This is a genomic window from Streptomyces sp. NPDC005963, assembly GCF_040638655.1.
Classification (GTDB): Bacteria; Actinomycetota; Actinomycetes; order Streptomycetales; family Streptomycetaceae; genus Streptomyces.
Genome location: NZ_JBEXVD010000028.1, coordinates 1 through 21,549 on the forward strand (window position 1 = coordinate 1; position 21,549 = coordinate 21,549).

The window sequence follows — 21,549 nt, forward strand, 5'->3', positions numbered from 1 at the left end:
CATCAAACAGCACGATCTCCACTGCAGAAGGACCCGGATGCGCCATATCATCAAGGTACCGACTAACACTGGGGATTTCAGGCGCATCACACTAGGCGGTGCCCTCGGCCCCCTCCGGGACCTCGCCCTCGGCGCGCGCGATGTCGTCGGTCAGTCTCTTGCGGGCCTTGGCGGGGACGTAGCCGCCCTCCGAGTAGTTCTGGACGAAGGCGTCGGCGAACTCCACCGGGTCCTCCCCGACGATTTCGCGGATCGACGTTCCGTCCGCCACGCCCTGGTCAAACAGGTCGGCGAGGTCTTCGAACATGGAGATGCTGCTGTCGCCGTCGCTGGGGACGAAGTGCATCAGGTACCGCTCGATCGCCTCGACGGCCGTGCGGTGGCCCTCGGGAAGCTCCTTGACGCGTGCCTTGTAGGCCCACCAGCGCTTCTTGGGCCCGATCACCTTCGCGATGAAGCCGGTCTTCTCGTCCTCGGACATGGCTACTTGCCTCCTTCGCGGAGCTGTTCCAGTCGTTCCGTGAGGAAGCTCCAGGTCCTCCAGAACTCTTCGAGGTACTCCCGTCCCCGAGCGTTCAGGGAGTGCACCTTGCGCGGTGGCCCCTTCTCGGAAGGCACCTTCTCCACGTCGACCAGACCGCGCTTCTCGATCCTGAGGAGCAGCGCGTAGATGGTCCCTTCGGCGATGTCGGAGAAGCCCTGCTCCCGCAGCCGCGCCGTGATCTCGTAGCCGTAGGCGGGTCGACCGGACAAGGACGCGAGGATGATGCCCTCCAGCGTGCCCTTGAGCATCTCCGTCTCCAGCTTGGACATGAAGCATCTCCTCTCTCTGTGCTAGTTAGCGCTGTTGAGTACTGGTACACCGTAACGCTGACTACCGGTACTTAGCAAGAAGGAATAGTGGAGTTCTCGATTCACTGCTTGTCGTGGACCCACCCCCACCACGCACCCCCCACCGACACCCACCCACCGCGCCACCCGCCGCCCGCTCACCGCGCCACCCGCTCACGCCGCCCGAGGCGACGCAGCGTCCCGGGAAATGTCACCTCTCCCAGGTTCCGGGCCGCGGGTCGGACCGGACGGGACACCCGAGCCGCGGTTGTCGCGCTCCACGAGGTCCGTGATGCCGGCGGTCGTGCGCCGATGACATCACCACGAACGCACGCCCCCACCCCTACTGCGAGCACCCGCGGCGCCCAGCGGCCGAGCACACCCCAGCAACGGCCGCACCACCCCAGCATCGGCCGACCATCCGTCCCACCGCCGAGCACCCTCCCCATCGCACACGAGCCGCCCACCCCGTGACGCCCCGCCACACTGAGCCCGCTCACACCGCCCCACCAGGGTTCCGGCCTGGATCTGTCACCACTCCGCAACTGTTTCGGTCGGCGGCGGAATCCTCGTACAACCATCCCCGTCCCCATGAGTCATCAGTGGCGGGCGCACCGACCTAGGCGCGCCCACATCAGTTCCAGGGGACAGGGGAACCCTCCATGACTCAGCACCGAATAGCCGGCCGTGCCGCACGCCGACCGCGTGCCCTCGCCGCTGCTCTCGCCGTTGCGACCCTCGCGCCCGCCCTCGTGGTCAGCGCAGGTGCCGCGCCTGCGGCAGCCGCCACACCAGCGGTCTCCTGCACCGCGGTGAAGGCCGGTCTCGCAGCCAAGCTCAAGAAGGACATCGACGCGGCGCTCAAGGGCCGCAAGGGCACCGTCGCGATCCACTTCAACGACCGTGCCGGCAAGTCCAACTGCACCCTGCGCCAGGACCAGAAGTTCGACTCCGCCAGTGTGGTCAAGTCGACCGTCCTCGGTGCGCTGCTCCTCGATGCGCAAGCCCAGAAGCGATCGCTCACCGCCCGTGAGAAGACCCTGGCCACCGCCATGATCACCAAGTCGGACAACGCCTCCACCACCACGTTGTGGAAGCAGCTCGGACTGACCAAGATCAAGCGCTTCCTGACCGGGGCGGGGATGAAGAACACCGTCCCGGGCGCCAACGGCTACTGGGGGCTCACCCAGATCACCGCCCGTGACCAGGGCATACTGCTCTCCCGGCTGACCGTGAAGAACGGCCTGCTCACCGACGCCTCACGCGCCTACGCACTCAAGCTGATGCGTGACGTCGTCGCCTCCCAGCGCTGGGGAACCCCGGCGGGAGCACCCAGTACGGCCACCGTGCAGTTGAAGAACGGCTGGCTGCCGCGTTCCACCCACGGATGGCGGGTGCACAGCATCGGCGCCTTCACCGGCAACGGACACGACTACACGATCACCGTCCTCACCCATGGCAACACGACCATGAACGACGGTGTGAACACCATCCAGGCCGTCTCCCGGGCCATCCACAAGGCGATCAACCCGACCGCACGCACCACGTTCGTCCTGCCGGCGGTGCCGTACGAGGCCGTCCCCGCAACCCCCGAGCGGGCAGCGAAGGACGCGGTCCCGGCCATCCGCTGACCCCACCGGGCCCAGCCGTACCCACAGTCCCGGTCACCCATCCGACGGTGGCCGGGACTGCGCCGTGATCACGCCCCTTCCCAGCGGTTCCCGCCACGCCCTTCCCTGCGGTCCCTGCACCCCCTTTCCCACCGCTCCTCTCCCGCCCTCCCGCACGGTTCCTTTGTTACAACGGGATGAAATCGGCCCCGCCCGGCGTTGGTGTGTCTCGGCGGAACCGAACCAACGGGAGGCATCAGTGGCGGCGGCTGAGCAGGGCTGGATACGGCGACTGAGCGGCTACGCCTGGCGCTACCGGCGCAACGTGGTGCTCGCCCTCGGGTCCTCGCTGGGCGGCATGGCCCTGATGGCCCTCGTACCGCTGATCACCAAGATCGTCATCGACGACGTCATCGGCGACAAGAGCCGCTCCCTCGCCGTCTGGACCGGAGTCCTGATCGTTGCGGCGCTCGTCGTCTACGTCCTCACCTACATACGCCGCTACTACGGCGGCCGGCTCGCCCTCGACGTCCAGCACGACCTGCGGACCGAGATGTACGCGACCATCACCCGCCTCGACGGCCGCCGCCAGGACGAACTCTCCACCGGCCAGGTCGTCGGCCGTGCGACCAGCGACCTACAGCTGATCCAGAGCCTGCTGTTCATGCTCCCGATGACCATCGGGAACATACTCCTCTTCCTGATCTCCCTCGTGATCATGGCGTGGCTCTCGCTGCCCCTCACCTTGATCGCCCTCGCCGTCGGCCCCGCCCTGTGGTGGATCGCCGGCCGCAGCCGAGCCCGTCTCCACCCCGCCACCTGGTACGCGCAGAGCCAGGCCGCCGCGGTCGCCGGCGTGGTCAACGGCGCCGTCTCCGGCGTCCGTGTGGTCAAGGGCTTCGGTCAGGAGGACCAGGAGACCGGCAAACTCCGCGACGCCAGCCGCCTCCTCTTCGCCGGACGCCTGCGGACCATCCGACTGAACTCCCGCTACACCCCGGCCCTCCAGTCCGTCCCCGCGCTCGGCCAGGTCGCCATGCTCGCCGTCGGTGGCTGGCTCGCCACCCGGGGGGAGATCACCCTCGGTACGTTCGTCGCCTTCTCCGCCTATCTCGCCCAGCTCGTCGGCCCGGTACGGATGCTCGCCGTCGTCCTCACCGTCGGCCAGCAGGCCCGCGCCGGTGTCGAACGCGTCCTGGAACTCATCGACACCGAACCCACCATCCAGGACGGCACCAAGGAACTCCCCGCCGACGCCCCCGCCACCGTCGAGTTCGACGCGGTCACCTTCGGCTACGACCCTGACCGTCCCGTTCTGGACGGTTTCTCCCTGGAGCTCCGCGAAGGGGAGACCGTCGCCGTCGTGGGCGCTTCCGGCAGCGGCAAGTCCACCGTTTCCCTGCTGCTGCCGCGCTTCTACGACGTCGACCAGGGCGCGGTCCTCGTCGGCGGCCACGATGTCCGCGAGCTGACCCTCGAATCCCTGCGCGCCGCCATCGGACTCGTCCCCGAGGACAGCTTCCTCTTCTCCGACACCGTGCGCGCCAACATCGCGTACGGAAAGCCCGACGCCACCGACGAAGAGATCCTCGCCGCGGTCCGCGCCGCACAGGCGGAGGACTTCATCGCCGCGCTGCCCGACGGATACGACACCAAGGTCGGCGAACACGGACTGACCCTCTCCGGCGGCCAACGCCAGCGCATCGCACTCGCCCGGGCCATCCTCACCGACCCCCGGCTGCTCCTCCTCGACGACGCGACCTCCGCCGTGGACGCCCGTGTCGAGCACGAGATCCACGAGGCACTCCGCTCGGTCATGGCCGGCCGCACCACGCTGCTCATCGCCCACCGCCGTTCCACGCTCAACCTCGCCGACCGGATCGCCGTGCTCGACGGCGGACGCCTCGCCGACATCGGCACCCACGACGAGTTGGCCGAGCGATCCGCGCTCTACCGCAAGCTGCTCACCGACCCCGACGAACTCGGCGGGGTGTCGCCCGGCCACCTACCGGCCCTGGATGCGGAGCCGCCGCAGGACCTGACCGTACGGGAGGAGCTCGACGCCGAGTTCGACGCCGAGCGCGGCATCACCCCCAGGCTGTGGATACGCGACGAGAGCCCCGCCACCGCTCAGCCCGCCACCGCCGACGCCACGCCCGAACTCCTGGCCCAGGTGGAAGCCCTGCCACCGGCCACCGACACCCCCGACGTGGACGAGGCCCGCGCAGTGCGCGCCGAGCACACCCACGGCGAGCGCCAGGGACTGCGGATGCTCCTGCGGGGCTTCGGCGTACCTCTACTGCTGAGCCTGCTCCTGGTCGCCGTCGACGCAGGCATGGGGCTGCTGCTGCCGGTGCTGATCCGCTACGGCATCGACCAGGGCGTGCAAGAGGTGGCGCTCGGCGCCGTCTGGGCCGCCTCCGGACTGGCCCTGCTGAGCGTGCTGGTGCAGTGGGCGGCGCAGATCGGTGCGACCCGGATGACGGGCCGCACCGGTGAGCGCGTCCTGTACTCCATCCGGCTGCGGATCTTCTCCCAACTCCAGCGGCTCGGTCTCGACTTCTACGAACGCGAACTGACCGGCCGGATCATGACGCGGATGACCACCGACGTCGATGCGCTCTCCACCTTCCTCCAGACCGGATTGGTGACCGCGTTCATCTCGGTCGTCACCTTCTTCGGCATCATGGTGGCCCTCGTCTTCATCGACGTGCAGCTTGCCCTGGTGGTCTTCGCGACCCTCCCGGTGCTGATCATCGGCACCTACTTCTTCCGCAAGCAGAGCATCAAGGCGTACGAACTGGCCCGTGAGCGGGTCAGCGTCGTCAACTCGGACCTCCAGGAGTCCGTCTCCGGACTGCGGATCGTGCAGGCGTTCCGCCGGGAGCGCCACGGCAACGAGCGCTACGTCGCCGGCAGTGACAGCTACCGCGAAGCCCGGGTGCGGGGCCAGTGGCTGATATCGATCTACTTCCCGTTCGTTCAGCTCCTCGCGTCCGTCGCCGCAGCTGCGGTACTGATCGTCGGCGCCCACCGCATCGACGCCGGCACCCTCACCACCGGTGCCCTGGTCGCCTATCTGCTCTACATCGACCTGTTCTTCGCCCCCGTACAGCAGCTCTCGCAAGTCTTCGACGGCTACCAGCAGGCGGCCGTCTCGCTGCGACGGATCCAGGAACTGTTGGACGAGCCCACCTCGACCGCACGCGCGGACCGGCCCACGGATGTCACCGGGCTCCGCGGTGACATCGCCTTCGAAGACGTCGACTTCTCGTACGGCGACGAGGAAGAGGCCCTGACCGGCATCAATCTGCGGATACCCGCCGGGCAGACCGTTGCCTTCGTCGGGGAGACCGGGGCCGGAAAGTCCACCCTGGTCAAGTTGGTCGCCCGGTTCTACGACCCGACCGGAGGTCGGGTCACCGCCGACGGCGCCGATCTTCGGGAGCTCGATCTCACCGCCTACCGGCACCGGTTGGGCGTCGTCCCCCAGGAGGCGTACCTCTTCGAAGGCACGGTCCGCGACGCCATCGCCTACGGTCGTCCCCGTGCCGGCGACGCGGAGGTGGAGGCCGCAGCCCGTGCCGTCGGCGCCCACGACATGATCGCCACCCTGGACGGCGGCTACCTCCACGAGGTCTCAGAGCGGGGACGCAACCTCTCCGCGGGGCAGCGGCAGTTGATCGCGCTGGCCCGCGCCGAACTGGTCGATCCCGATGTCCTGCTGCTCGACGAGGCGACCGCCGCGCTCGACCTCGCCACCGAAGCGCAGGTCAATCAAGCCACGGACCGGCTCGCCGGCCGCCGCACCACCTTGGTCGTGGCGCATCGCCTCACCACGGCCGCACGCGCCGACCGCGTGGTCGTGATGGCGGACGGCAGGGTCGCCGAGGACGGCACGCACGAGGAACTCCTCGCCCTTCAGGGGCAGTACGCCGCCTTGTGGCGGACCTTCATCGGCGCGGACGACCCCGACGACCTGGCGGGTGTCGAGGCCGCGGTGAGCTGACGTCACGGGGACGGGCACCAGGAGGACGGGCACATCGAGGCCGCGGACCGCGGGTGAGCCGAGGCGGCCGGTTCATGGGCCGATGAGCCAGGAAGGTGCACGGGCCGGTGCTGCCGGCTGCAAGGGCACCCGGCAGCACCAGCCCGGCCGGTCAGGAGATCCTGTCGTACGTTCCTGACTGGTCGGTCAGCACCGGTGTCGCCGAGCGTGGCCGGAACGGCACCTTCGCATCGCCGGTGCTCTCGTAGAAGAAGGACGCGGAGTTCGGGCCGAAGGCATGGAGGTCCGCCCGACCGTCACGGTTCCCGTCACCGATGCCGACGAGATGGGTGTACGGCTTCCAGCCGCCGCCCACCTTCACCCGGGGCAGGAACCCACCATTGCCCCGGCCCTGGTAGAGCCAGAGCACCCCCGCCGAGTCCCGGACCACCAGATCGCCGGCCGAACTGCCCGCCACCTGACCCACCGAGGTCAACTGGACGTACGGCTGCCAACCTCCGCCGACTCGTTGCCGGGCCGCATAGGGCGCGGACGCCTTGCCGGTGCCGCGGTAGAGCCAGAGCACCCCCGCCGTGTCGACCGCCACCAGATCGGCCCGGCCGTCCCCGGTGAAGTCGCCTCCTCCCGCGATCTGACGGTGGATCTGCCAACCACCGCTCACCCGGACCCTCGGCGCGAAACTGCCGTCCGTACGTCCCTGGTAGAGCCAGAGCACTCCCGCGCGATCACGGGCGACGACATCGCCGGCCGTCGTCCCCCCGGCATCGCCGACCGCCTCGATCACGTCGTACACGTTCCAGCCGCCGCCGATCAACTGGCGTGTCGTCCGGCCGAGCTTCTGGGTCGCGAGGTCGAAATGGGTGTCCTCGCGCCACAATCTGCCCGCCGTGTCCCTGGCCAGCACATCGGGAGAGCCGTTGTCGGTGTAGTCGTGGGGGGCTGGCCTGCGTACGACGGTGAACTGGCCCGAAGCCGTGACGTCCGGACCGATCCCATTGACCGGAGTGGCCGAAATGTGCCAGGTGTAGTCACCGTTGTACGCGGCCGACTTGCCACCGCCGCTCGCGTCGAGGAGACCGTCCCAGACCAACTGCGCTGACTGGGGCCCGCCCGTGTCCCCTTGATCCGGCCGGATCTGCCGGGTCAGGGTAGCCCCGGTGCGCACATGGCGCAGGGTGACGGTCATCCGGACGTTCAGCCGTGACAGCCGCCATTGCAGCGGGACCTGGCCGCGGTTGCGGTCGAGATCCACCGTTCGCGGAATCGCGTCCCCGAGATACGTGACCTTGGTGGGCTCTCCCGTACTGGCGATCAACTGCACGACCGGGGCGTTGCTTCCGTATGCGGAGATCCGGTAGACGCCTTCGCCCTGATCGAGGGTCCCTCCCACGGCGAGGAGCGATCCATCCGGGGCCGGGGTCAGCGAGCTGACGTGGTCCAGCAGCGTACGGGGTGCGCCTCCGGTCACCGGACGTACGGTGAGCGGCAACAACGGATCGCCCGCGGTGCCGCGGTCCACCGGGGTGGCGTTGCCGTAGGCGACCCAATCGCCCACCAGGCCCACGACCGGATCGTCCACCGCGGGCAGTTCCCACTGGAGGGGCGGTTCGGTGTCCGAGCCGTGCACGGCGACGGAGAGCGTCGTCCGCTGGGCGGCCACGTCGACGTCGATCCAGGCCAGTCGGGTGGCGGAGAGCGCACTCTCCTCGGCGACGCTGTCCGTGCCGTTGGGGTAGACCGCGGTGACCGTCGCGGTGGCCAGATCCACCACGGCCAGGTGCATCGTCCGGTTCTCCGGGGTCCCGGCACGGAACTCCACCAGCAGGCCGCCCGGCGCCGCTCCGGCGGTGGTGATCCGATGGGCGTTGTCGGGGAGCCCGACCACCTTCCGGTTCTGTGTCTGACCGTCCGTCCTGGTCAGCAGGTGCAGGTCCTGGGCGTCGGCGGACCGGGTCCGCGTGGCGATGACCGTCGATTCGACCGTGCCGGCGTACCAGTACTGGTCCGATGTCGGACCCAGATCGATCACGGCCCGATCGGTGCCGGTCGACATGTCGATCAGTCGCACCGAGCGGTAGTTGGCCGGGAGCCCGCCCTCGCCGACGGCCACGACATCGGACAGGGCACCGTGCCACTCGGTCTGGCGGAACTGGGAGGCATCCCGGCTCACCAGGGTGGCGGCGCCGTCGGCGTACCGCGTCCAGCGCACCTCGTCCTTGGCGTTCACCGAGAGGAAACCGTTCGGGCCCGCGCTCAGCACCTCGGAACCTGACGGGTACGGAAGCACGTTGCGCGCGCTCGGAGAGCTCAACGGGCGCGTGGCGTCCCAGGCGTTCGGGGCGCTCGACGCCCCGTCCGGCAGCGCCCGCGGAACCGCAGCGGCCGGTGCCGCCGTCACCGCCAGGGCGGCGGCTATCGCCGCGGCGAGCAGCGGTCTGGTACGTAGTAATTGGATCACGATGGTTTCCCTCCCCGGGAGGGCCCCGCGCACCACGGCGCGCTCGGCCCGCTGCGTTCGGAGGATCGGGGGACGGGGCGTCCAGACGGGTTCCCACTCGGACGATTTGACCCCCGGGTCCGATGTGGCCGGAGCATAACAACGCCGTGGAGGCCCGTCCCCTCCCCGGACGGAGCCGAATTCTCCCCAGAAATTCCGCGGTGTGAAGCCCCTGTGGGGTCGACAACCATTCGGCATCGTCAAGCGTCGTACGGAAGTACGGCATCCACAGCTAGGGGGAGTCATGGCGCTCAGCGGCATGCAGACGGGTACGGGACGAACCGCTCGAATACGAAGGACCTCCACCGGGTGCAGAGCCGTGCGAAGGTTGTTGGCGCAACTCCTCGCCCTCGTGATGGTCCTGCTGGGGTTCAGTGCCTTCGGTCCCGGCGGGCAGCGGGCCCAGGCCGCCCCGGTGAGTTCCTCCGTCGCCATCTCGGCACTCGCGGCGCCCGGTGGGGCGACGGCCCTGGCCTCGGGTTGCTCGGGGCGTCCGGCGAAGACGGTGCGTTTCTCCACCGGAGAGCTGAGGGTCTACCGCAGCCACCGCTATGCCTGTGCGATCACGATTGCCAAGCGCCCGGGCGTTCGGCGCGCCATGTCGGTGTCGCTCCAACCGCGGGGCGGGCGCGCGGTGGTGGACGAAGGCCGCTACAGCCGGAAGGCGGGGCCGGTGACCGTCCATGCACTGAACCGTTGTGTTCGGGCGACCGGAAGCGTTGCCGGCGTCGGACGCTCCACGGGGTGGATCCTCTGCTGACCTGCTGACCTGCTGACCTGCTGACCCGCTGACCCGCTGACCCGCTGACCCGCTGACCCGCTGACCAGGTGACTTGGGCGCCCTGGGGCTGGTTGCGCGGACGCATCGCCTCCGTTCGGCACCCGTTGCCTCCATCTGAGCGCTCTCGTGACGTTCCCTCACCCTTTGCCGGTAACTTCCCTGTCTTCGGCGGGCATAACGGTTGATTCTCCTGTTCAGGGCCCCTGACGTCGGAAATTGGGTCTGGCGGGTCGGGTGTGACCAACGCTAGGTTCGCGGCGACCCACAGAACAATCAGGGGAGGGTTAATGCGCAAGGCGCGCAAGGCGCTGACAGGTCTGGTGTCGCTCGGGGTGCTCGTGGGCACCGTGGGCGCGGCGGAGGCGACTTCAGGGGCGGCGAAAGCCGCGGAGTCTTCGTCCACCAGATCCGTGAGCACCGACATCAAGGATCGGATCCTTGCCATACCCGGCATGAGTCTGATCGAGGAGAAGCCCTACCCGGGCTACCGGTTCTTCGTACTGAACTACACCCAGCCCGTGGACCACCGCAATCCGCGCAAGGGCACCTTCCAGCAGCGGCTCACACTGCTGCATAAGGACACCACCCGACCCACGGTGTTCTTCACCTCCGGCTACGGACTGAGCACCACTCCGCGCCGCAGTGAACCCACCGCGATCATCGACGGCAACCAGGTCTCCCTGGAATACCGCTACTTCACGCCGTCGCGCCCCAGCCCGGCCGACTGGTCGAAGCTGGACATCTGGCAGGCCGCCAGCGACCAGCACCGGATCTTCTCCGCACTGAAGAAGATCTACGACAAGAAGTGGCTGTCCACGGGCGGCTCCAAGGGCGGCATGACCGCCACGTACTTCGAGCGGTTCTACCCGCGCGACATGGACGGCGTCGTCGCCTACGTGGCGCCGAACGACGTGGTCAACAACGAGGACAAGGCGTACGACCGCTTCCTCGCGAACGTCGGCACCAAGGAGTGCCGCGACAAGTTGAACGCCGTCCAGCGCGAAGCCCTCGTCCGTCGTGCACCGCTCACCGCGAAGTACGCCCAGTACGCCAAGGACAACGGCTACACCTTCAACACGATCGGTTCCCTCGACCGTGCCTTCGAAGCCGTCGTGCTCGACTACACCTGGGCGTTCTGGCAGTACAGCCTGGTCGCCGACTGCGGCGCGATCCCGGCCGCGAAGACCGCGACCGACGACGAGCTGTGGAACAGCGTCGACTCGATCTCCGGGTTCTCCTTCTACACGGACCAGGGGCTCGCCCCGTACACGCCGTACTACTACCAGGCGGGTACGGAACTCGGTTCGCCCGACATCAAGCAGCCCCACCTCAAGGGGCTGAGCCGCTACGGCTACCAGCCGCCGCGCAACTTCGTGCCGAAGGACATCCCGATGCGGTTCAAGCCGCACGCGATGAAGGACGTCGACCGGTGGGTGCGCCACAACGCCGACCAGATGATGTTCGTCAACGGCCAGAACGACCCGTGGAGCGCGGAGCCGTTCCGTCTGGGCCGTGGCAGCAGCGACAGTTATGTGTACGTTGCCCCGGGCGGCAACCACGGCGCCAACGTGGCCCGCCTCGCCCCCGACGACAAGGCCGCGGCCACCGCGTCCATCCTGAAGTGGGCGGGTGTCGCACCGGCCGCCGTCCAGCGGGACGAGTCACAGGCGAAGCCGCTGGCGCGGTTCGACGCCAAGCTCGACAAGGTCGACATCGAGCGCGAGCCCACCCTGCGACCGTAAGGTCCCCGGGCTCGGCAGGTCGTGTCCGTCGCCGTCATACGCGGCGGGCACGACCCCACCCGTGCGACACCTGTTTCGACATCCGTGCGTACGGTCGGATGTGTTTGCCGTGGCGTCGTGCGCTCGGCTATACGTGGTGTGCGCAGCCCACCGGCTTGCCCACCCGCAGTTGGACATAGAGATCCGTGGTGGACGGGCACTGCGACCGGTGGAGCACCGCAGACTCGATCTCGTACGCCGGCTCGTGCGGCCCGGATCCGTCGCACGCTGCCTCCTTCACCTGGCCGCCCCCCGCCCGATACACACAGTCGCCGACCACGGTGTGCGGACCACCCCCGCCGCCCGGGTCGCCCGGATGCGGCGGTTCCAGATTGCGCATGCAGGCATAGCCCTGGCCCACGTCCCCGTCGCCGTCCTCGTCGACGGGGGAGTAGCCCTGTGAGATGTGCAGGACGAAGTCGGTGACGAGGGGACAGGCGGGGCCGGTGGCCTGCCGTCCGCCGTGTCGTGCGATCACCCGTGCGGCTGCCTTCTCGCTGGTGCAGGGGACCTCTAGGAAGTGTTTGTCGCGCGAGCCGCAGTCCCCGGGGCCCAGGAAGACCGTTCCGTAGTCGGGAGCGGCGGTGGCGCTCGCGCCCGCCGACTCCTTCGCCGCGGTCCCCTGGGCGGGTTGCTGGCAACCGACGACGAGCGCCACCGGTAGGAGTACCAGGGCGCTCATCGTGGACCTGCGTCGGCTCGACCGCAGCCGCTTTGCCATTCGGACCCCCGAGCGTTCGGCCGTGCGGCCGTCGGATCAAGGGTGGCCCGTCCGGGCTGTCGATGCCAGCGGCACCGATGGCCATGGGGCCCGCTAGAGGTGTTGTGTCTAGAGTGCGGGCCCCATCCGTCTACGTCAGTCGTCGTAGGACAGTCCATAGCCGACGGGGTAGAGCGCCTGCGCCGGATTGTCCGCACGCGGGATCGCCGCGGGCAGCCGTCCACCGGGCTCGCCCTTACCCGCGAGCACGCGGGCGAGCGTAGGCAGTTCTGCGTCCGCGCTGCCGTAGGTGGCGAGAGACGCTTTCACACCGCTGAAGTGGGCGATGTCGTACGGGTTACCGACGGCGACCGTCACCACCGGAACTCCGGTGGCCACGAGCCGCTCCACCAGCACCTTCTGGCGGTTGGTCGCGCCCACGTTCTGGGTGAGGACCACAACGACGTCCTGACCCTGAGCGCCGGCGACCGCCCGCGCGATGTTGGCGTCGTCCCATGTCGCCCGGTTGGCGTGGTCGATGGTGACGGTGGTCGGGGTGAAGCCCTGAGCCGTCAACTGTTCGGCCAACACCGGGACGCTGCGGCGGTCCGCGTTGTAAGGGAACGAGGGGCTCTGGCCGGTGACCAGTACCTTGCCCTGCTTGCGCCGGGACAGCGGAAGGAAGTCCCGCTGGTTCACCAGCAGGGTGACCGTGCGCTCGGCGATCCGGTCCGCGGTCGCGAGGTGCTTGCGGATGCCGACCGTGCGGTCGACGCCGCGGTGGGTGACGTAGGGGTTGCCGTCGAGCAGCCCCACCTTGTCCTTCATGCGGAGAATGCGCAGGATCGATTCGTCCAGGCGCGCCTCGGTCAGTTCGCCGCCGCGCACCGCGTTGAGGACGGCGTTCCAGGCCAGGTCCAGGTTCGGGACGAACAGGAGCTGGTCCACGCCCGCCTTGAGGGCGAGCACGGGGACGCGGTCGTCGCCGTACTTGGTCCGGACACCCGCCATATTCAGCGCGTCGGTCACGATGACCCCGTCGTAGCCGAGTTCTCCGCGGAGCACACCGGTGATGATGGGGTGGGAGAGCGTCGCCGGGTCGTTGCTCGGGTCGAGAGCGGGGACCTGGAGATGCGCGGTCATGATCGACGACACACCCGCGTCGATGGCCGCCCGGAACGGCGGGGCGTCGATCCGCTCCCATTCCTCACGGGTGTGGGTGATGATCGGCAGCGAGGTGTGGCTGTCCATGCCGGTGTCGCCGTGGCCCGGGAAGTGCTTCGCGGACGTGGCGATGCCTTTGCGCTCGTAGCCGCGCACCTGAGCGGCGGTCAGCCGGCTCACATGGCGCGCTTCGGAGCCGAAGGACCGGATGTTGATGATCGGGTTGGCCGGGTTGACGTTGACGTCGGCGACCGGGGCGAAGTTCTGGTGGATGCCCATGGCGGCCAGCTCAATACCGGCGATCTCAGCTGCTGTGCGGGCATCAGAGACCGAACCGTTGGCGCCGAGCGCCATCGGACCCGGGAGTTGGGTGGCCGGCGGGCCGACACGGGTGTTCGGCCCGTGCTCCTGGTCGATGGAGATGACGACCGGGAGGGTGCCGTTGTCCTTCGCGACCTTCTGGATCGCGTTGGAGAGGTCGACGAGCTGGTGCGGGTCGGTGATGTTCCGCGCCCAGCCGAAGTAGATGACTCCGCCGACGTGGTACTTCTGGATCATCTCGGCGACATTGCTGACGCCGATCTCCCGGAGATTCTGGTCGATGTCGCGTTGGGACGGGGCAGTGGCAGACGTCCCGTAGAAGTACGGGACGAACAGCTGGCCGACCTTCTGCTCCAGACTCATCCCGGCGATGAGCTGCTTGAGGCGTTTGGTCTGGGAGTGACGTGCTGCTTCGGCGGCTGCCGCCGGCACGGTCGTGCCCGTCACTGCTGCGACGGTTGCCGCACCGACGGCGGCTGACGCGATGAGCGTGCGTCTGGAAAGGCTTCGGTCCTGCACAGGTGCTCCTTCCGGCCTTGCTCACAAGGGAGTTGAAGGAAACTTCCAGGGGGAAACGGTCAGGCGGAAGATAACTGTCAGGACGAGCGTTCGGCAAGGGAATGGACCCGAGGGGTGTCAGAGGTCCCTTTTGCGTCGATTCGTCTCGGTGGATCAGGGCGATTTGTGCCCCGCCTCGATGCCGCGCTGTCGCTCTGCGACCCCGAGCACCCATGCTGTGAGGGGTCCGCACAGAGGGATGACGGCAGGGCGACAGCAGGACGACGGCAGGGCGACAGCAGGACGATGGCCCAGGTCCGGGGCATCACGTTCCCGGGAGGCGTCACTTTTCCCCGTCGTTGCTCCACCGGCGTGACGTCTTCGCGGTGTCACTCCTCTGCCGCGTCACCGTCCCGCAGCGCCCTTCCCGCGGTCTTGTCCTGCTGCGGGTCGGCGCGTCGAGGCCCGGGTCCGCCACCGGCGCCGTCGGGAGGGGACGCACCGGTGGCGGCGAGCCCGGCCGGCCGCAGAACGGCGGGAGAGGGGTAAGCCGGCGATGCGCTCGTACCGAAACGAAGCGAACCGGCACCGACTGCGGACCCACCCGGCAGGGCTGGCTGGATAGACGGGAAAGTCCGGGCGGGGGTTGCCTGGCGGTCCGAACTCCTCTCGTACGCACCGTTGTCCGCTCCGACCGGGTCACTCCAACGGCCGTGCGTCGGGCGCTCCCAGGAAGACCGTGCGCATTACACCGTTCTGGCGCAGTGCTCCCGCAGCATTCCCACCGTCGTGGTGATCGCCGGTCGCCGCGCCGCACCCGTCCGCCACAAGGCGTACAGCCGCCGCCTGGGCAGGGGATCGAGCCGTACCGCCACCACTCCCGGCGGCAGGGCGCCCCGACCCAGGCGTGGAATCATCGCCACCCCCAACCCGGCTGCCACCAGGGCGAGTTGAGTGTGGTTCTCCTCCGCCTGGTGCACCAGATCGGGCTCATGGCCGGACGCCCGCAAGGTTCGCACCAGCCAGTCGTGACAGACCGTCCCCGGCGGCTGGCAGATCCACCGCTCGCCCACCAGATCCGCCTGGACCGCTCGCCTCCCCGCGGCCAGCGGATGCCCCTCCGGCACCAGCAGATCGCAGAGGTCCTCCCCGAGGAACGCTTGCTCGACGCCCTCCGGTGCCGGCAGCGGTGCGATGTCCCAGTCGTGCGCCACGGCGAGATCCGTCATGCCCTTGGCGACCAGATCGATCGACAGATGCGGATCCACCTCGGTCAACCGCGCGTCCAGGTCGGGGTGACGTTGCGTCAGTGCAGCGAGGACGCCCGGTAGGAGGCCGCGGGCCGCCGATGGGAAGGCGGCGATCGTCAGCCGGCCGGTCGGAGTGCCGCGCCGTTCCTCCAGGGTGGTCTCGGCGCGTTCCACGATCGCCAGCAGCTCCTGCGCCGCCCCGACGAGGTGGCGCGCCTCATCGGTGAGGACGACCCCTCGCCCCTGGCGCTCCAGCAGGATCGTGCGCGTCTCCCGCTCCAACTTGGTGATCTGCTGCGACACCGCGGAAGGCGTGTACCCAAGTGCGGTCGCGGCACCCGCGACCGAGCCGTGCACCGCGATGGCGTGCAGCGCCCTCAACCGTCCCAGATCGAGCACGACGGCCTCCTTCGTCCTCGGCGCTCTCGCCCTCAGCACTTCATTCGTTAGCAATGCTCAATTTCACCATGAAGAAATCCGTGCTGGTGCTACATGGTTCGGGTCCGTGATGCTCGCTTCATGCGCCCAGCACACATCTGCCTGGCCGTCGCCGTCACCGCGACCTGGGGAGTCAACTTCGTCGTCATCGACATCGGCCTCGATCACTTCCCGCCCCTGCTCTTCTCCGCCCTGCGGTTCGCGGTCGCGGCCGTCCCCGCCGTCTTCCTCGTAGGACGCCCCACCGTCGCCTGGCGGTGGATCATCGGCGTGGGCCTCGCACTGGGCGTGGGGAAGTTCGGCCTGCTCTTCCTCGGCATGGACCAGGGGATGCCAGCCGGCCTCTCCTCGCTGGTCCTCCAGGCCCAAGCCGTCTTCACCGCGGTCTTCGCCGCCACCCTCCTCGCCGAGCACCTCGGAAGGGGGCGGATCGTCGGCATGGGCATAGCGTTCGGCGGGATCGTGGTCGCCGCCGTCGACGAGGGCGGCTCGGGATCGTTCGCCGCCTTCGCCCTGGTGATCGCCGCCGCTGCCTGCTGGGGCGTGTCCAACGTGCTCACCCGCAGGGCGTCCCCGTCCCACGCCCTGAACTTCATGGTCTGGGTCAGCGTCGTCCCCGTACTGCCCCTGCTCGCCCTCTCGCTCCTCTTCGAAGGACCGCAGGCGCAGGCAGAGGCACTGCGCTCCCTGGACTGGACCGGCGCGGGAGCGGTGCTGTTCATCGCCTGGGTGTCGACGGTGCTCGGGTTCGGGGCCTGGAACTGGCTGCTCAGTCATCACGCGGCCTCGGCGGTCGCCCCGTTCTCCCTCCTGGTCCCCGTCTTCGGCATGTCGTCGTCGGCGCTGCTGCTGGACGAGTCCATCAGCCCGTTGGGTTGGTGCGCGGCCGTCCTCCTGGTGAGCGGAGTGGCGCTCACTTCGCTGTCGGGAAGGTCGGCTGAGCGGGCAGCGAGGACAGCAATCCCTCCAGGTGCTCCCGTCCCGCGACGAGCAGCTCCGGAAGGTCCGCCGCCTGCGGATGCCAACGCTTCTCGTACTCCCAGCTCAACCACGTCTGGGGCGTGAGCGTCGCCAGGCACTCGGCGAGCGGGACCACGCCTTCGCCGAGGGCGATCGGGGTGAGGTCATCGCGCGAAGCCACATCCTTGACCTGGACGTATCCCAGGAACGGGGCGAGCGCGCCATGGGTGGTGAGCGGGTCCTCGCCGGCCAGCCACGGATGGAGCACGTCCCAGAGGGCACCGGCGTTCAGATGGCCGACCGGCCCGAGGATCCGAGAGAGTGCCTCCCCCGTGGGATGCGAGTCATGGGTTTCCAGGAGCAGCTTCACCCCGGCGCCTGCCGCGGTCTCCGCCGCGGCACCGAGCAACCCGGCGGCCGTTGCATCCGCAAGGGAGGAGTCCCGGTCGCCGCCGCCGGGGAAGACCCGGACGTAGGGCGCGCCGAGGTCCCTGGCCAGCCACAACAGTTCGCCGATCTCTCGCAGCACCACCGCTTCGTCGGCCTCGGCGGCGAGGTCCGTGTAGCCACAGACGGCGAGGATTTCCACCCCGGCCCGCTCGAACTCCTTCACCACGGCGGCCCGCTCGGACATTTGGATCCCCGGGTGCACCGGTTCGTCGGGAGCCACCCTCAGCTCCACGCCCTGATAGCCGGTGTCGGCGGCGAGGGCCGCCACATCGGCCGTGGCCATGCCCGGCACGCCGAGCGTGGAGAACGCGAACTTCACGGCACTGTTCCTTTCGGTCGGGGCCGGTAGCTGCCCTGTGAACTGCGGGACCGGCGAAACGCCCGCCGGCCCGATACGGGGACGGCCGCCGGGACCCATGAGTACGGAAGGTCCGACGGCGCGCGACGCCCCGTGTTTGCGCGTACCCCGCATCCCGCCCGGCATCCGCCACGACCTGCGAGCATCCCCCGGATGACCCCGCACCCGCCGTGCGCAGGGCGGGCCGGGCGCTCACCCCCGCGGCCGGGCCGTGGACCCGCGCACCATGAGTTCTGCCTCGACCGTCGCTATCCCACCCGGAGGTGACGCCTCCTTCCCCATCGCCAACCGCCCCGCCCGTGCCCCCGCCTCGACCAACGGCAGCCGTACGGTGGTCAGCGCCGGCACCGCGTCCACGGCGAAGGGCAGGTCGTCGAAGCCCGCCACCGAGACGTCCTCGGGTACGCGCAGTCCCCGGTCGCGCAGGGCGGCGCAGACTCCGAGCGCCACCGTGTCGTTGGCCGCCACGACGGCTGTCAGATCCGGGTCCCTCCGCAGCAGTTCGCGGGCGGCGTCGAAGCCCGAGCCGCGCCCGTAGGTGCTGTGCACGGTGAGCCGCTCCTGATCTCCCGCCACCCCGGCAGCCGCCATCGCCTCCCGGTGCCCCTCCAGTCGGTCCCTCGTGGTCGTACGACCCGGCGGTCCGGCCACGTAACCGATCCTGCGGTGCCCGAGTGCCAGCAGATGATCGGTGAGCCGTCGGGCCCCGCCCCGGTTGTCGAAGGCGAGCACGGCGGGGGTGGGCGGCTCACCGGCGCCCGGATCACCGCTGATCGGCGGTCGTCCGCAGAGGACCACGCGTGTCCCCGCCCGACTGAGCTTGCCCAGTTTGGTCGCCATCGCGGCCGTGTGCTGGGGGTCTTCGAGCGCACCACCGGTCAGTACCACCGCCGCGGCGCGTTGCCGCTGCAAGAGGGTGAGGTACGTGAGCTCCCGCTCGGCGGCGCCCCCGGTGTTGCAGACGACGGCAAGCTTCTCGCCGCCTCCGCGCCCGGTGCTCCCCAGCCCCCCGATCTCGCTCTGGACGGCCCCGGCCAGGATCCCGAAGAAGGGGTCGGCGATGTCGTTCACGAGGATGCCGACGAGGTCGGACGAGGCGGCGGCCAGGGAACTGGCCGGGCCGTTGAGCACGTAGTCCAACTCGTCCACCGCGCGGAGTACCCGCTCTCGGGTCGAGGCCGCGACGGGGTAGTTGCCGTTGAGGACTCGGGAGACGGTGGCCGGGGAGACCCGGGCCCGCGCCGCGACATCCGCCAGGGTGACTGTCATCGCTTTCCTCCGCGGGAGATCGGCCCCGGGCGCTTGTCCGGGCCGCTGTCGGCAGGCTAGCGTCATATCCGATAGAAAGCGCTTGCTATGACGGGTTGCGGTGAACACGCTCCAGAGGGGTTTCAGCAGCACCCCGTCCCTGTTCCACCAAACGACTGCGCAGGGCAACCCCGGCAGGCGCAGGGGCAAGTGGGGGAGAAGTCGAACGAGCGCACCGCCGCCCGCCACGGCAACCGGCCGCGGGCGGACCGAGGAGCCCCGGAGGCCGGCACGTGACACGCAGGACCGTACGGATCGCCATGAACGGCGTCACCGGCCGGATGGGATACCGCCAGCACCTGGTGCGTTCCCTCCTCGCCATTCGCGAACAAGGCGGAATCGACCTCGGCGGCGGTGAGACCCTCTGGCCCGAACCGGTGCTCGTCGGGCGACGCGAAGAAGCGCTCCGCACCATCGCCCGCCGCCACGGCCTCACCGAATGGAGCACCGACCTCGACGCCGTGCTCGATGCGACCGGACAGGCCAGGGTGGACATCTACTTCGACGCCCAGGTGACCTCCGCCCGCGCGGCCGCGCTCAAGCGGGCCATCACCGCGGGCAAGCACCTCTACGTGGAGAAGCCGACCGCGGGCGACCTCGCAGAAGCGCTCGAACTCGCCCGGCTCGCGAACTCGGCTGGCGTACGGCACGGCGTCGTCCAGGACAAACTCTTCCTCCCGGGGCTGCGCAAGCTCAAACGGCTGGTCGACGGCGGATTCTTCGGCGAGGTCCTCTCCGTCCGCGGAGAATTCGGCTACTGGGTCTTCGAAGGCGACTGGCAGGAGGCCCAACGGCCGTCCTGGAACTACCGGGCCGAGGACGGCGGCGGCATCACCCTCGACATGTTCCCCCACTGGGACTACCTCCTGCACGAGCTCTTCGGCCGGGTGACCAGCGTCTTCGCCCACACGGCCACCCATGTGCCACAGCGCTGGGACGAGCGCGGCGAGCCCTACCGGGCCAGCGCCGACGACGCCGCGTACGGCATCTTCCAACTCGAAGGTGGCGCGGTGGCCCAGATCAACTCGTCCTGGGCGGTACGGGTGATGCGCGACGAACTGGTCGAGTTCCAGGTGGACGGAACCCACGGCTCCGCAGTGGCGGGACTGCGCCGCTGCCGCGCCCAGCACCGCTCGGCCACCCCCAGACCCGTCTGGAACCCCGATCTGCCCGCCACCGAGTCCTTCCGCGATCAGTGGCAGGAGATCCCCGACAACCAGGAGTACGACAACGGCTTCAAGGCCCAGTGGGAGCTGTTCCTGCGCCATGTGGCGCTCGGCGAGCCCTACCGCTGGGACCTCCTGGCGGGCGCACGCGGCGTACAACTCGCGGAACTCGGGCGCAGATCGGCCGCCGAAGGACGCCGGCTCGACGTTCCGGAGCTGACGCCGTGACCCTGCTGCTGCCGGACGCCGACGGAGGGCTGCGCACCCACCGCCCCCGCGTCCACCCCGTCGACTTCCCCCGTCCTGCCCTGCCGGGCCACCCCTCACGTACCGTCTTCGCCGCCGCCCACACGGTCGCCGACCCCCGTGCGGCCAACGGCCCCGGTGCGCCCGCCGTCGTCGACTGGGACGCGACGCTCGCCTTCCGCCGTTATCTGTGGTCATACGGACTGGGCGTGGCCGAGGCCATGGACACTGCCCAGCGCGGAGCCGGCCTCGACTGGCCGGCGGCGGCGGAGCTGATCAAGCGCTCCGCGGCCGAGGCCGCCACAGCCGGCGGACGGATCGTGTGCGGGGTCGGAACCGATCAACTCCCTCCGGGGCCCGCCACCCTCGACGCCGTGTACGTCGCCTACGTCGAACAACTCGCCGTCGTCGAGGAGTGCGGGGCACGGGCCGTGCTGATGGCGTCCAGGGCGCTCGCGGCAGCGGCCCGCGGCCCCGAGGACTACGCCGCCCTCTACGGCGAACTGCTCCGCCAGGCCCGCGAACCGGTGATCCTCCACTGGCTCGGCCCGATGTTCGACCCTGCGCTGCGCGGCTACTGGGGGAGCGATGACCTCGAAGTCGCCACCGCGGCCCTGGTGGAGATCGTCGCCGCTCGACCGGCGGCGGTCGACGGCGTCAAGGTCTCGCTCCTCGATCCGGCCCTGGAGATCGAGCTCCGCCGTCGACTCCCGGCGGGCGTACGGTGCTACACCGGGGACGACTTCCACTATCCGGAACTGGTGGCGGGGGACGAGACGGGCCACAGCGACGCCCTGCTGGGCGTCCTCGACCCACTGGCGCCCTTGGCGGCGCACGCCCTACGGCTGTTGGACGAGGGTGATCCGGCTGCCTTCCGCACCGCCCTCGAACCCGCGCTTCCGCTGTCCCGGCACCTATTCGCGCCACCCACCCACCAGTACAAGACGGGAGTGGTGCTGCTGGCCTGGCTGGCCGGCCACCAGACCCACTTCACCATGCTCGGGGGAATGCAGTCCGCCCGTTCACTACCCCACCTGGCCCGGACGTACGAGCTCGCCGACGCCCTCGGCCTCTTCCCCGACCCCCAGATCGCGGAGGCCCGGATGCGATCCCTCCTCTCGGTGTACGGGGTCGAAGGGTGAACGCCCGGGGCACGACCGCCCTCGACCGGTTCAGCATCA

14 protein-coding genes and 1 pseudogene are annotated in these 21,549 nt (G+C 69.5%); 7 read left to right on the forward strand and 8 right to left on the reverse strand.

Features of this window, described 5'->3' with window-relative positions; all coding sequences use genetic code 11:
• Nucleotides 1–91: 91 nt before the first annotated feature.
• Nucleotides 92–481 carry a DUF1048 domain-containing protein gene (locus ABZ348_RS28600; RefSeq protein WP_358937846.1) on the reverse strand — a complete coding sequence of 130 codons (390 nt, stop codon included), beginning with the start codon at nucleotides 479–481 and terminating at the stop codon, nucleotides 92–94.
• 2 nt (nucleotides 482–483) lie between these two features.
• Entirely contained in the window at nucleotides 484–813 is a 330-nt protein-coding gene (locus ABZ348_RS28605) for a PadR family transcriptional regulator (protein WP_358937848.1), read from the reverse strand.
• 680 nt (nucleotides 814–1,493) lie between these two features.
• Between ABZ348_RS28605 and ABZ348_RS28610 the strand changes: the two genes are divergently transcribed.
• Entirely contained in the window at nucleotides 1,494–2,462 is a 969-nt protein-coding gene (locus ABZ348_RS28610) for a serine hydrolase (RefSeq protein ID WP_358937850.1), read from the forward strand.
• A 238-nt stretch (nucleotides 2,463–2,700) separates the two neighbouring features.
• Nucleotides 2,701–6,450: an ABC transporter ATP-binding protein gene (locus tag ABZ348_RS28615; protein WP_358937852.1), complete on the forward strand. Its 3,750-nt coding sequence runs from the start codon at nucleotides 2,701–2,703 to the stop codon at nucleotides 6,448–6,450.
• Between the two features lie 151 nt (nucleotides 6,451–6,601).
• Here ABZ348_RS28615 and ABZ348_RS28620 read toward each other — a convergent pair whose 3' ends face one another.
• Nucleotides 6,602–8,908: a VCBS repeat-containing protein gene (locus tag ABZ348_RS28620; RefSeq protein WP_358937854.1), complete on the reverse strand. Its 2,307-nt coding sequence runs from the start codon at nucleotides 8,906–8,908 to the stop codon at nucleotides 6,602–6,604.
• A 394-nt stretch (nucleotides 8,909–9,302) separates the two neighbouring features.
• Here ABZ348_RS28620 and ABZ348_RS28625 point away from each other — a divergent pair, with 394 nt between their 5' ends.
• Entirely contained in the window at nucleotides 9,303–9,707 is a 405-nt protein-coding gene (locus ABZ348_RS28625; protein WP_358937954.1) for a hypothetical protein, read from the forward strand.
• Between the two features lie 308 nt (nucleotides 9,708–10,015).
• Nucleotides 10,016–11,470, forward strand: a complete 1,455-nt coding sequence (locus ABZ348_RS28630) for a S28 family serine protease (protein ID WP_358937856.1) — start codon at nucleotides 10,016–10,018, stop codon at nucleotides 11,468–11,470.
• A gap of 127 nt (nucleotides 11,471–11,597) precedes the next feature.
• On the opposite strand, the gene ABZ348_RS28635 is transcribed toward ABZ348_RS28630, so the two are convergent.
• From ABZ348_RS28635 to ABZ348_RS28645, 3 genes are all read right to left on the reverse strand, one after another.
• Nucleotides 11,598–12,191: a hypothetical protein gene (locus ABZ348_RS28635; RefSeq protein WP_358937858.1), complete on the reverse strand. Its 594-nt coding sequence runs from the start codon at nucleotides 12,189–12,191 to the stop codon at nucleotides 11,598–11,600.
• 174 nt (nucleotides 12,192–12,365) lie between these two features.
• The gene (locus ABZ348_RS28640; RefSeq protein ID WP_358937860.1) at nucleotides 12,366–14,213 is read right to left on the reverse strand and encodes a glycoside hydrolase family 3 protein; all 1,848 of its coding nucleotides are present in this window, start codon (nucleotides 14,211–14,213) and stop codon (nucleotides 12,366–12,368) included.
• Between the two features lie 725 nt (nucleotides 14,214–14,938).
• A complete protein-coding gene (locus tag ABZ348_RS28645; RefSeq protein ID WP_358937862.1) occupies nucleotides 14,939–15,841 on the reverse strand; it encodes a LysR substrate-binding domain-containing protein in 903 nt (300 codons plus the stop codon).
• Between the two features lie 120 nt (nucleotides 15,842–15,961).
• Here ABZ348_RS28645 and ABZ348_RS28650 point away from each other — a divergent pair.
• A pseudogene (locus ABZ348_RS28650) lies at nucleotides 15,962–16,813 on the forward strand (EamA family transporter); the annotation flags it as partial.
• On the opposite strand, the gene ABZ348_RS28655 reads toward ABZ348_RS28650, so the two are convergent.
• Together ABZ348_RS28655 and ABZ348_RS28660 are read right to left on the reverse strand one after the other, a co-directional pair.
• Nucleotides 16,794–17,609, reverse strand: a complete 816-nt coding sequence (locus ABZ348_RS28655; RefSeq protein WP_358937864.1) for a sugar phosphate isomerase/epimerase — start codon at nucleotides 17,607–17,609, stop codon at nucleotides 16,794–16,796. The pseudogene ABZ348_RS28650 and the gene ABZ348_RS28655 sit on opposite strands and share 20 nt — an antisense overlap.
• A 231-nt stretch (nucleotides 17,610–17,840) precedes the next feature.
• Nucleotides 17,841–18,917, reverse strand: a complete 1,077-nt coding sequence (locus ABZ348_RS28660) for a LacI family DNA-binding transcriptional regulator (protein ID WP_358937866.1) — start codon at nucleotides 18,915–18,917, stop codon at nucleotides 17,841–17,843.
• Between the two features lie 272 nt (nucleotides 18,918–19,189).
• Here ABZ348_RS28660 and ABZ348_RS28665 point away from each other — a divergent pair, with 272 nt between their 5' ends.
• Both ABZ348_RS28665 and ABZ348_RS28670 read left to right on the forward strand, forming a co-directional pair.
• On the forward strand, nucleotides 19,190–20,350 hold the full coding sequence (locus tag ABZ348_RS28665) for a Gfo/Idh/MocA family oxidoreductase (RefSeq protein ID WP_358937868.1): 1,161 nt from the start codon (nucleotides 19,190–19,192) through the stop codon (nucleotides 20,348–20,350).
• Nucleotides 20,347–21,510, forward strand: coding sequence for a dihydrodipicolinate synthase family protein (locus ABZ348_RS28670; protein WP_358937870.1), 1,164 nt, complete (start codon nucleotides 20,347–20,349; stop codon nucleotides 21,508–21,510). The genes ABZ348_RS28665 and ABZ348_RS28670 overlap by 4 nt, the downstream gene beginning before the upstream one ends.
• Nucleotides 21,511–21,549: the final 39 nt, after the last annotated feature.

Excerpts from the sequence above, each read along its gene's own strand:
- ABZ348_RS28660 (WP_358937866.1), bottom strand. The coding sequence starts at position 18,917 with ATGACAGTCACCCTGGCGGATGTCGCGGCGCGGGCCCGGGTCTCCCCG.
- ABZ348_RS28610 (WP_358937850.1), top strand. The coding sequence starts at position 1,494 with ATGACTCAGCACCGAATAGCCGGCCGTGCCGCACGCCGACCGCGTGCC.
- ABZ348_RS28630 (WP_358937856.1), top strand. The coding sequence starts at position 10,016 with ATGCGCAAGGCGCGCAAGGCGCTGACAGGTCTGGTGTCGCTCGGGGTG.
- ABZ348_RS28600 (WP_358937846.1), bottom strand. The coding sequence starts at position 481 with ATGTCCGAGGACGAGAAGACCGGCTTCATCGCGAAGGTGATCGGGCCC.
- ABZ348_RS28625 (WP_358937954.1), top strand. The coding sequence starts at position 9,303 with ATGGTCCTGCTGGGGTTCAGTGCCTTCGGTCCCGGCGGGCAGCGGGCC.
- ABZ348_RS28635 (WP_358937858.1), bottom strand. The coding sequence starts at position 12,191 with ATGAGCGCCCTGGTACTCCTACCGGTGGCGCTCGTCGTCGGTTGCCAG.
- ABZ348_RS28605 (WP_358937848.1), bottom strand. The coding sequence starts at position 813 with ATGTCCAAGCTGGAGACGGAGATGCTCAAGGGCACGCTGGAGGGCATC.